The sequence below is a fragment of the Caloramator fervidus genome (assembly GCF_900108045.1).
Taxonomy (GTDB): domain Bacteria; phylum Bacillota; class Clostridia; order Clostridiales; family Caloramatoraceae; genus Caloramator; species Caloramator fervidus.
The window spans coordinates 66,480-78,206 of the sequence record NZ_FNUK01000006.1; the positions used below are offsets into that span (position 1 = coordinate 66,480).

Sequence of the window (11,727 nt, forward strand, 5' to 3'; positions counted from 1 at the left end):
TCTTTTTTAAATTAACATGCTCAACAAATTAGCCAGTATGCTTAAATAATTTAAATCGTCAAATTTATACTCCCTTTCATTTGAAAAGGCTACAATATAAATCAGGCCAATTAAATCCTTCTTTTTTATTAGTGGAGCAATCATAACAGAATAAAAATCTTCTTCAAAAACTTCATCCCAATCAATAAGATAAATTCCCTTATTTTCTTTTATAACCTTTTCTACTAACTTTTTATTTACATTATTAAAGTCTATCCACCCACTATGTTCATATCTTCTCCAATATTGCTTAACTACCTTATCTTTATCTAAAAGCAATACCCCTGCATATCTACTCTTTGTTAAACTTATTATTTTTTCTAAAAACTTATATATTATTTCTTCATAAGATAGGTTTTCCTTTATAAATTCGCTAATTTCTATTAAAGCTAAAATTTTAGACGTATCTTTCATTTCCCCCAAAGATAAAACCATATTTAATTTATCAGTCGCTCTATCTTTATATTCAAAATCTTGACTCCAAACCTCACACCTGTTTTTCCCCTTTTCCTTTGCTACATATAAAGCCTTATCTGCTTTTTCTAAAAGCTCCTCCTTCCATTCTGCATCCTCAGGGAAGGATGCAATCCCTATGCTTACGGTAACAGGTTTATCATCTATTTTTAAGGAATTTTTTACATTTTCCTTTATTCTTTCTGCAACTGCTAAAGCATCTTCCTTTTTAGTATGGGGAAATAATACTAAGAATTCTTCTCCTCCATATCTAAAGATCATATCATCTTTTCTTATATTATTAATAACAATCTGGCTAAACTCCTTTAGTATTCTATCTCCAACAAGATGACCATATGTATCATTTATACCTTTAAAATTATCAAGGTCCATCATAGCAATTGAAAAGTATCCTTTGCTTGCTTCTGCATTTTCAATGTGCTCATCTAAAATATCATCTAAAATCTTTCTTGTATATGCAGAGGTTAATTTATCAAAAACAGATGATTTTACTACATTTATGTTTTCCATATAAGTTATAACCAAATTAGTCAAAGGCTCTATTTGTTCAAGGGCTTTCTTATTAAAATTGTTAATAAGCTTATTGCTTTCTAAAATTATATACCCATATATCTTTTTTATATCATAGGTAGTAATTCTAGTTACACTCTTTACTTTGCTTTTTATCAAAGGAATACAAATAATATTTTTTATTTCTTCAAAAGGTTTAAAATCTTTAACTATTATAGTTCGTTCTAATTCTTTAGCTTCCTTTATAATTCCTTCGTATTGTTTTATATCAACCTCATCCTTTTTAATTAAAATTTCTGGTTGCTTTGAATCAGTTATAATCAAATAGTTTGTAGCTAAAGCAATATACGCCATATATTTTAAGATAATATTAAGATTAACAATAGGATCCAATGTAAGCTTTTTTAAAAGCTCCTCTAAACTATATATATTTATTTTTATTTCGTTTCTCAATTCTTTTCTTGCAATGTTTATTATTTCATCATTTAACATTTGATCAATAAAACCTAAATCTTCTAAACGAAACCCTTTAATTTTTGTTATTGAGTTTATAGGAACATTATATTCATAAGGCAAACCTTTAAACATATGTATTTGTGTTGCTACTGCTTGAATATAAAAGTTTAAAGAGGAATAAAATTTTTTCTTTCTTTGATAATAATCTCCTAAAGCTAAATTACATTTAACAACAAACTCAAACAATCTATGCTTTTTTAATTTTTCTAGTATTCCTTCAAGTTTTTCTATACTCTTTTCATAAAACAATACGTGTAAAAACTCCACCATAACTCTTATATATTCAGGAAATTTTTCAACCTCTAAATCAAATATTTTTTTATAAATGTCCTTTGCTTTTTTTACTTTATTAATTTCATAAAGCTTAAAGGATAACCAGCAATAAATATAAGCTTTTTCAAAATCATTTGTAAACCTTTCGGATAACTTTAATATCTGTCCTATATTTTTGTTTATACCTTCTGTATTTTCTAAAACATCAAGCATATTTAATAAAACTAAAGAATCCCACTTTAACTTTATATTATCTTCCTTCCAAGTAATAATTGCCTTTTGTAAATATTCCCTTGCTCTTTTATAATCTCCTAATCTATAAAACAATTTAGAACTAAAATAGTAAAACAACCCTTCATGGTTTTTTTCATAAAAAGTAGAATTTTCTATTCTGTCCCTTGCCTTTAAGTAAAATTCGTAGGACTTTTTAAAATCTCCTAGCCTTAAATAAATTCCAATTAAATTACAATATAAAGGAAATTCTAAAAATTCAAGTTCTGATTTTTCAACTATATCTAAAGCTTTAGTAAAATAATTTATTGCTGCATCGTTATCAAACTTAAAATAACTTACATATCCTATATTCATAAAAGCTAAAGCCTTAAGATCAATAAAATTCTTTCTTTCTGATATGCTTTCCATACTTATTAAATATAAAAGGGCATTATTATAATCTTGATAAAAATCTGAATATATAATTCCTACTTTGTTTAAAAGCATCATCATATCTTCTTTGCTATTTGCTAATTCAAAATAATATAATGCTTTTTTATAATGCTTTACAGCTTCATCAGGGTTTGAAGAAATATAATAAATATCCCCAATAAGTTTTATAAACTTTCCTTTAACTTCAGGCATATCATCTAAACAAAGAGCTAAACTATGGGTACATATATCTTTAGCAAGCTCTAGTTTATTTTGTTGTTTTAAAAATTGGGCAAAATTATATTTAAAATTCAAATATCCTCTTAAATATTCAACCTTCTTAAGTAAAGTTTCAATCTCGTAAATAATTTCATTTATATTATATAATTGGTTCTGCTTTACATAAATTTCAAACAATTTATTTAAAGCATCTACAGCTTTATAATAATCATTAATTTCTAAAGCTAAATTTTTAGCTTGTTTTAAAAAATGACAAGCTGTATTAACCTTTCCTAAGCGAAAATTTATAAGACTTAAATTCATAAAAATATCCAATTTATCCTTTTTACCTTCAACTTCATCACAATAAGTTAAAGCTCTTTGGTAATATTCCAAAGCATCAGAAAAGTTATTATACTTTTTCATAATTTCAGCGCTTTCTATACAATATCTAACAACCTTTTTATAATCCTTTGCCTTTGTAAATTGATATATTATCTCTTCTTGTAAACCGCTTGAATTTTCTTCTAAGTATATGCCTGCATAGATATGAAGATTTTTTCTCTTTTCTTGTTCCATGTTATCATAAATTAACTGCTTAAGAAAAGGATTATAAAAATCATAAACAAAACCCTCATCGCCAATTTTTAAAACAATTATTCTTTTTTCTTGTAATATTTTTAATATATTTTCTATAGAATCTAATTCTTTTTGCAATAATTGTTTAATTATACTAATTGAAGCTCCATAATAAAATATAGATATAACCTCTAAAACTTCTAAAAAATCTTCAGGAAGATATTTTATCTGTTCAATTATAGCACTTTCAACAGTATCAGGAATTGGCATATTATCATAATCGCAATCGTAATCGCTGCTCCAAATTCCACAGCTTTTATCTATGTATAAATACTTTTTTACATATAAATCCTTTATTATTTCAGATATAAAAAATGGATTTCCATAAGTTATTTCATAAATCCTTTTTGCAAACAATTTAGGAACATATGGCATTGACAACAAAAGTTTTATCATTTCGCCTGTATGCTCTAACGTTAAACCCTTTAAGCTTATTTCTAAAAAATCAACCTTTTGTTTTATATTATTTATAAGGATAGAAACCTCATCATTAAAATGAACATCCCGTAAAGCTAAAACAAACATTATTTGCCTTCTAAAATCATAATTTATTAATTCCTTTGCAATTAAATAAGTTGCTTTATCTATTAAATTAAAATCATCTATTATTATAACAACTCTATTATTGTATTTTTCTTTTAAGGCCTTATTTAATATATTTATAATCTTTAATCTTACCTTTTCATCATATATGCTGTTATCTAAAAGGCCATTTTTTATCTCAGATAATATAAAGGATAAATCATCATTATATTCCCTTTCATTAAACATGCTTTTAACTAATTCAATTGCAACGCTGCCACGAGCATATTCAAAAAAGCTAAAACAACTTATTCCCTTCATTTTAAATAAAAACTCTATTTCCTTCAAAAATCTAGTTTTCCCAATTCCTGAATCACCACAAACAAAGACACATTCTTTCCCTTTATAATAAGCTTCAAATACTTTTTCAATTTCCTTATCCCTTCCACAAAGCTTTATATTGTAATTTATTTTTTCAAGCTCTTCAATTTCAAAGGGTTTATAATTAAAATTAAAAATTTTATTTAAATCATTTATTACCTCAGCAATGCTATCATATCTGTTATTTAAGTTTTTATCTATCATTTTAGATACAATATACTTTAAATCATCCCATTGCTTTAAAGAATATAAAGCGTCATTTACTTCATTAAATTTGGATATTCCATTCAAAAATACTAAAAGCAAAACTCCAAGGGAATATATGTAGGATTTTATACCCTCCGATTTACCATCATAGACCTCTGGTGGCATAAACAATTTTTTAAGTTTTTTATTTTCAAAGGAATTAACTTTTGCTGTTACAATATCCTTTAACTTTACTTCAATGCTATCGTTTTCTTTAACTAAAATTATATTATTAATGTCTATATCATAATTATATCCTTTTAAATATAAGTAATTTAAAGCCTTTGCAACTTTAAGAAATATTTCAACTCTATCCTTTAAAGGCATAGTCTCTAAAGTATTAATTGGTAAAGGATTCTCTACGAACTCTGAAGTATAAAAATATCTATTATTAAAAGTTAAATTTTTATCTTTTATAATGTCAAAACTATAAAGCTTTAACAATCTGTTATGATTTAATGAAGTTAGCATAATAAATTCTTTTAATAAATAATCAAAAAACGAAGGATCTAAACTTTCAAAATTAATTATGTTTAAGTTCAAAAAACTTGATTTATTTAAATCAAAAACTCTATAACATGATAAATATTGATTTTGAAAAATCTTTTTTAAAACTCTATAACGCTCATTTATAACCTTCATTTCCCCCACCCACTGTAAAAAATTCCAATTTCAAATAATATTATATAACAAAATTTTTGTAAAAAGTCACCATTTAAAATTAATATTTTTTTAAGAAAACTTTTATGATATAATGTTAAAAAAAATACTAGTTACGAGGTGGGTTATGAGAAGATTTAACTATCCTTATTTTGGAAAAAGATATTTATATGATATCAAAAATAAAACCCTTCATGATCTTCTAAATGAAAAACCTGAATGTCAAATAGATTCAATCCACGAAGATGATTTAGACATGTACAGTTCCTTAAATGAGGCTGCTCTACTTATGGATCATCCATTTTATTATGAATGCCCCTTCTGCATGAAAAAAGATAGAGAGGGATAAAAATGGAAGAAGAATTTTATATATCAATTATAGTTTCCATTTTATGTTTATTATCTTACTTTTTGTATTGTTTAAACTCAACCGTTGAAAAAGTAATCGGAAATTTATTAACTGATTTAACTAAAAAATTAAAAACTAATAAATTGATTTGTTTTTCATTTGGAACAATTTATTCAGTAATAACCCTTGGTCTTAATTATACTTTTAATATAGTATCTGGACTTTTAAATGCTAATTCTTTACCCCCTACTAGTGCACTATTTATACTTATAGGCTCAATCTTTGGAACTACATTTATAACATATATACTTACATTTAAATATGCTTTTTTAATTTCAATTTATCTAACTATTTTAGGAACCTTTATGTTTTTTGCATTAAAAACTAAAAAATATAAAGATATTGGAGAAATAACAATTTATTATGGAATAATAGTTTTTATCATATACATTATATATAAACTATCTCAAAATTTTTTAATTCCTTCAAAAATCTTAGTAACATTAAGCGTAATTTCTACTTTTATATTTCAAAACAATACTTTTATATACCCAGTTATAATAGCTTTATTGTCACATAATAAAATAACTATTACCCTTGCTGTTTTGATTTTAATCTTTACTAATGCATCATTATCAATTAATTCTTATATTAGAAATACTAATGAATTAAGCAAAAAAACTCTGTTTATTTTTTCATTATACAATCTCTTAGCAATCCCTATTTTCTTAATTTTAAACAAGAATCTTTCATTAAATACTAACTTTCAAAACACGTATTTTATTTTTACAACAATATTTATAGTTCTATTTATTTTTATAACGTTCCTTTTGAATCCATCAAAACTTTTACCTTTAAATAAAACTAATGAAGATAATCATATGAAACTTTTATATCTAGACAATTCACATTTACAAAATCCATACATTGCAATAATGCAAACAATAAAAGAAATATTAAGAATGGGAAAACATGCCTACAAAAGCGTAGAAAAAAGTTTAGATTTAATCTTAAACTTTGATTATAAAATATTTAAAAATATATTAGATAGAGAGGAACTAATAAATTTTTTAGAACGTGAAATAACGGAATATCTAGTAAAACTATCTAATATGCAAATAAATGAACATCAATCAAAAACTATATCTGCTCTATACCACATTATAAACGATATTGAAAGAATAGGAGACCACGCTAAAAACCTTTGCGAACTTGCAGAACATAAATATTCAAACTCCTTATCTTTTTCTCATGAAGCAATAGTTCAAATTAAGTTTATGTATCAAAACGTGTTAGAAGCTGTAGAATATTCCTTAAAATCCCTTGAAAACATGGATTCTTATATTGCTTTAAAAACAATAGAACTTGAAGGTAAAATAGATAAATTAGATAAACATTTAAGATCTGATCATATAGATAGATTAAATTCAGAAATATGCTTTCCAAAAAGCGGTGCTGTTTTTTTAGACATTATAAGCAATCTTGAAAGAATAGGAGATCATGCAAATAATATTGCACAACTTATAATAGAAATAAACAATAGGCTGTCAAAATGACAGCCTATTTAAAAATTATATATGCAATTGGAGTTGTAAATATTAATGTTAGAACAGTTCTTTCAAACCAAATAACAAGGATTTCAAAAATAGTAAGAGGTATTTCTGTTGATAAAATACAAGGAATAGATGCTGAGAAAAATAATATAGCAGAAATTGAAACAACACCAATTATAAATCTTGTTATAAGCGGTGCTTTAGCTGCTAACAGTGCTGGTAAGAACATTTCAGCTATTTCAACGCTGCAGGCTTTTGCAGCAAGCAATGGCTCTGGAATTTTAAGTATATAAGTAAAAGGATAAAAAATATAACCTAAAACATCAAACACTTGAGTATACTTTGCTAAAACTAAACCTATAAGCCCTACCGATAATATCGTAGGCAAAATGTTAAGAGCCATTTTTAATCCATCTTTTAAATTTACACATATATTTTCAAAAATTCCTGGTGCATTTTCCACTGCTTTAATCGCCTCTTGCCATGCATTTTTAAATAATTCTTTTTTATATTCCGGTTCTGGATCGCCACATCCATTGACATATTTATCATCTTTATTTTTTAAAGGATAAATTCTTGCAGTAACAGCTGTAACTAAAAATGTAACTACTAACGTAATCCAAAAGAATTTTCCCCAATAATCCATAAGCCCTAATGTTTTAGCAACTATTACCATAAAGGTTGTTGATACAGTAGAAAAACCCGTAGCTATAATAGCTGCTTCCTTTATGGTATATTTCCCTTCTTTAAAAACTTTATTAGTGATAAGAAGCGCTATAGAATAACTTCCAACAAAGGATGCAATTGCATCAACAGCAGACCTTCCCGGTGTTTTCCAAATAGGCCTCATTATTGGCCTCATTATAACTCCTACAAATTCTAAAAGCCCATATCCAACCAAAAAAGATAAAAATACAGATCCAATAGGAACAATTATTCCAACAGGAATTACAAGTTTATTATATAAGAAAGGTCCCATATCTGCTTCAAAAAGCCACTTCGGTCCAACATTAAAATATATCATAATCCCAACAACAAATCCTAAAACTTTAAGCATTGAAAAAACTAAGGTTATATTATCTTTGTTCCATGTTTTTTTATAAAATGGTATAACTGCTCCAAGGAATAAAACAATAAGTGCATATAAAGCTGCTGCCTTTGGAAAATTATTTCTAATAAATGTAACTATATGGTCTAAAGGTATAGTAGAGGTCTTGTTAATAGTAACATTAACAAAAAACATAAAAATTCCTATAAAACTAAAAAGCAAGAATTTTAATGCTGAATAACACTTTTTTTGTAAAATTAAATTTAAATTGCTTTGCATAATACCCCTCCCCCTTTTTTATTATTTTAATTTTAATAAAAATATCGTCTAAAATTCGTCTAACGCTTTAAAAAGAATATTAGGATAATAAAATACATAATATATTATTGATTTTGTTTTAGGCAGGTGAGACTGTGAAAAAAGCTATATCATCCCTTTTTATAATGATATTATCATTCTTTTTAATTATTTATATTCAAGTAAAATTTAATAAAGAAGTCTTAAACCTTACAAGGGACGTAGTAATAATAGTAGACGCAGGACATGGGGGAATTGATGGAGGAGCAATTGGTAAAAACGGAACAATAGAAAAAAACATAAATCTTGAAATTGCAAAAAAACTTAAAGCATATATAGAAAATCACGGCGATACCTGCATTATGATAAGAGAAGTTGATGAAGGACTATATTCTTACGAAACTAAAAAAGGAAAAAAGGCAGAAGATTTGAAAAATAGAAAACAAATAATAAAAGAAAATAAAGCTGATTTATTTATAAGCATACATTTAAATTATTTTCCTGATTCTAAATATTATGGTGCACAAACTTTTTATCCAAGCAATGATTTAGAAAGCGAAAAATTAGCAAAAGCTATTCAAAATCAACTTATAAAAATTTTAGATAGAAATAATAACAGAGTTGCAAAACCAAATAACACTTATTATATTTTAAAAGACAACCAAATTCCTTCTGTTTTAGTAGAATGTGGATTTTTATCTAATCCTGAAGAGGAATATCTTTTAAATCAAGAAGATTATCAAAATAAAATAGCATGGGCAATTTACTGTGGAATACTAGACTATTTAGAAAATAAATAATTTGTGATAAAATAAAAATAATAACACACAAAAGAGGTGTCCTTTATGCCACTTAATAGTTTTTATCTTATGCCTCATCCTCCTATAATAATTCCAGAAATAGGTAAAGGCGAAGAAAAATTAGCTGAAAACACCATAAAAGCATGTGAAAAAATTGCTAAAGACATTGCTTTTAAAAAAACTAAAACAATTATAATAATTACTCCCCATGGTCCTGTTTTTAGCGATGCTGTTGCAATTTCATATAGTAACTTTATAAAAGGAAATTTAAAAAACTTTAATGCCCCTTCTTTAAACTTTGAATTTAAAATAAACAAAGATTTGACACAGTCTATAATAGACTTAGCAGATAAATCAAATATTCCTTTAGCAATAATTACCGAAAATTCATATAAAGAATATAATATACCATTTATCCTTGACCATGGAGCCATTGTTCCTTTATACTTTATAGCCAAAGAATATAATGAATTTTCATTAGTGCATATTACCTATGGAATGATTAGCCCTATAAAACTATATGAATTTGGAATTCTTATAGAAAAAACCTGTCAAAATGTAGGGGAAAATATAGCCATTATAGCAAGCGGTGACCTATCCCATAAGCTTAAAAATAGCCCCTATGGATACGATAAAAATGGAGAAGTATTTGATACCTTGCTTTTGGATTGTTTAAAAAATGGAGATGTTAAAAGTATCTTTACTATGGATAACAAATTAATAAAAAAAGCTTCAGAATGTGGCTTAAGATCTATTTATATACTGCTTGGTTCTTTAAACAATTTTAATTTCCAAGGTAATATTTTATCCTACGAAGCCCCCTTTGGAATAGGATATGCCAACATTAAGTTTGATGTTATATCTAAATGTGAAAATAAACTTGAAGTTATAAAACATGCTATAAAAGAAAAAATAACTAGTATACGAATGAAAGAAGACCCTTATGTAAAACTTGCAAGGGAAAGCCTTGAATATTACATTAAAAATAACAAGTACCTAAAAATTCCTAATTATGTAACAGATGAAATGTTAAACCAAAAAAGAGGCGTTTTTGTATCAATATATAAACATGGAGAATTAAGAGGCTGTATAGGAACTATATTTCCTACCACAAACTCAGTAGCAGAAGAAATAATAAGAAATGCCGTTGAATCAGGAACTAATGATCCAAGATTTTTCCCTGTAGAGGAAGATGAACTTGATGAACTTGAATTCTCAGTAGATGTTCTTATGCCTCCTGAACCTGCAAAAATTAATGATTTAGATCCTAAAAAATATGGAATAATAGTTAGAAAAGGAATAAGAACTGGCGTTTTACTTCCTAACTTAGATGGAATTGACACCGTTGAAAAACAACTTGAAATTGCCTTAAAAAAGGCAAATATATCTCCTGAAGAAAACTACAGCATAGAACGTTTTGAAGTTATTCGCCACAGGTGATTAAAGTGAAAGAAGCTATGTTCTATACAAAAGACAATGATAAGATAGTATGCAAATTATGTCCTCACAACTGCCTTCTATCGGAGGAGCAAATAGGATTTTGCAGAAGTAGAAAAGTTATTAATAACAAACTTTATTCATTAAATTATGGAAAAATATCAGCAATAAATCTTGACCCTATAGAAAAAAAGCCCCTTTATCATTATAAACCCGGAAGTTACATTTTATCGGTAGGTTCTTTTGGGTGTAACTTTAACTGCCACTTTTGTCAAAATTATTCAATATCACAATTTTATTTAAATGGCTCTTATGTGATGCCATCGGAGCTTATTGAATTAGCTTTAAAATATAAAAGTATGGGAAATATAGGAATAGCATTTACCTATAATGAACCCTCTATATTTTATGAATATATATATGATGTTGTAGAACATATAAACGAGGATTTAGACATAGTATTAGTAACTAATGGATTTATAAACATAGAACCTTTAGAAAAAATAATAAAAAAAATAAAAGCTGTGAATATAGACCTTAAAGCCTTTAATAATAAATTTTATAAAGAAATCTGCCATGGAAATTTGCAAAAAGTTTTAGAAACCATAAAGTTTATGTGCAAATTTATCCATGTTGAAATAACTACTCTTATCATTCCTAACCTAAATGATTCAAAAGATGAAATAAATGATTTAGCCCTATGGCTTTCTAAAATTGATAAAAATATTCCCCTTCATCTTACAAGATATTTCCCCGCATTTAAATTAGAAAAAGAACCTACTCCAATAAATACACTAATTGAATTAAAAAATATAGCAAAACAACACCTAAATTATGTTTATATTGGAAATACAGTAGCACTAGATAACAATACATACTGTCCAAATTGTAAAGGCAAGCTCATCGAAAGAATGGGATTTAATGTAAAAAGCTTTTTAACTTCAAACAAATGTCCCTTTTGTGGTTATGAGTTAAAGAGGTTTTTAACAAAGTAAAAACCCTCCAAATTGGAGGGTTTTGTATTATCGGTTCTATGTCAATAGTTGGGGTGGGCAAATTATTCAGATGCCCGCCCTTGCTAATTTCCAAGGAGTTTTTATGTAATTGAGATTAATTTAA

General features: G+C 26.3%; 7 protein-coding genes. 5 read left to right on the top strand and 2 right to left on the bottom strand.

The features are described 5' to 3' along the window. Positions 1–6: 6 nt before the first annotated feature. Positions 7–5,106: a diguanylate cyclase gene (locus C4R78_RS03400; RefSeq protein WP_103895699.1), complete on the bottom strand. Its 5,100-nt coding sequence runs from the start codon at positions 5,104–5,106 to the stop codon at positions 7–9. Between the two features lie 145 nt (positions 5,107–5,251). On the opposite strand from C4R78_RS03400, the gene C4R78_RS03405 reads away from it, so the two are divergent. Beyond that, positions 5,252–5,473, top strand: a complete 222-nt coding sequence (locus C4R78_RS03405) for a hypothetical protein (RefSeq protein ID WP_103895700.1) — start codon at positions 5,252–5,254, stop codon at positions 5,471–5,473. A 2-nt stretch (positions 5,474–5,475) separates the two neighbouring features. Next, on the top strand, positions 5,476–7,029 hold the full coding sequence (locus C4R78_RS03410) for a Na/Pi cotransporter family protein (protein WP_103895701.1): 1,554 nt from the start codon (positions 5,476–5,478) through the stop codon (positions 7,027–7,029). Positions 7,030–7,033: 4 nt separating this feature from the next. On the opposite strand, the gene C4R78_RS03415 is transcribed toward C4R78_RS03410, so the two are convergent. Further along, positions 7,034–8,353 (bottom strand): YjiH family protein, encoded by a 1,320-nt coding sequence (locus C4R78_RS03415; RefSeq protein ID WP_103895702.1) that lies wholly within the window; start codon positions 8,351–8,353, stop codon positions 7,034–7,036. A gap of 134 nt (positions 8,354–8,487) precedes the next feature. On the opposite strand from C4R78_RS03415, the gene cwlD reads away from it, so the two are divergent. From cwlD to amrS, 3 genes are read left to right on the top strand one after another with little or no spacing between them, the layout of a single operon-like run. Next, positions 8,488–9,171 (top strand): N-acetylmuramoyl-L-alanine amidase CwlD, encoded by a 684-nt coding sequence (cwlD, locus tag C4R78_RS03420; RefSeq protein ID WP_103895703.1) that lies wholly within the window; start codon positions 8,488–8,490, stop codon positions 9,169–9,171. A 45-nt stretch (positions 9,172–9,216) separates the two neighbouring features. Further along, positions 9,217–10,611, top strand: a complete 1,395-nt coding sequence (gene amrA / locus C4R78_RS03425) for an AmmeMemoRadiSam system protein A (RefSeq protein ID WP_103895704.1) — start codon at positions 9,217–9,219, stop codon at positions 10,609–10,611. Beyond that, positions 10,608–11,603: an AmmeMemoRadiSam system radical SAM enzyme gene (gene amrS / locus C4R78_RS03430; protein WP_242971188.1), complete on the top strand. Its 996-nt coding sequence runs from the start codon at positions 10,608–10,610 to the stop codon at positions 11,601–11,603. Before amrA ends, amrS begins: the two co-directional genes overlap by 4 nt. Positions 11,604–11,727: the final 124 nt, after the last annotated feature.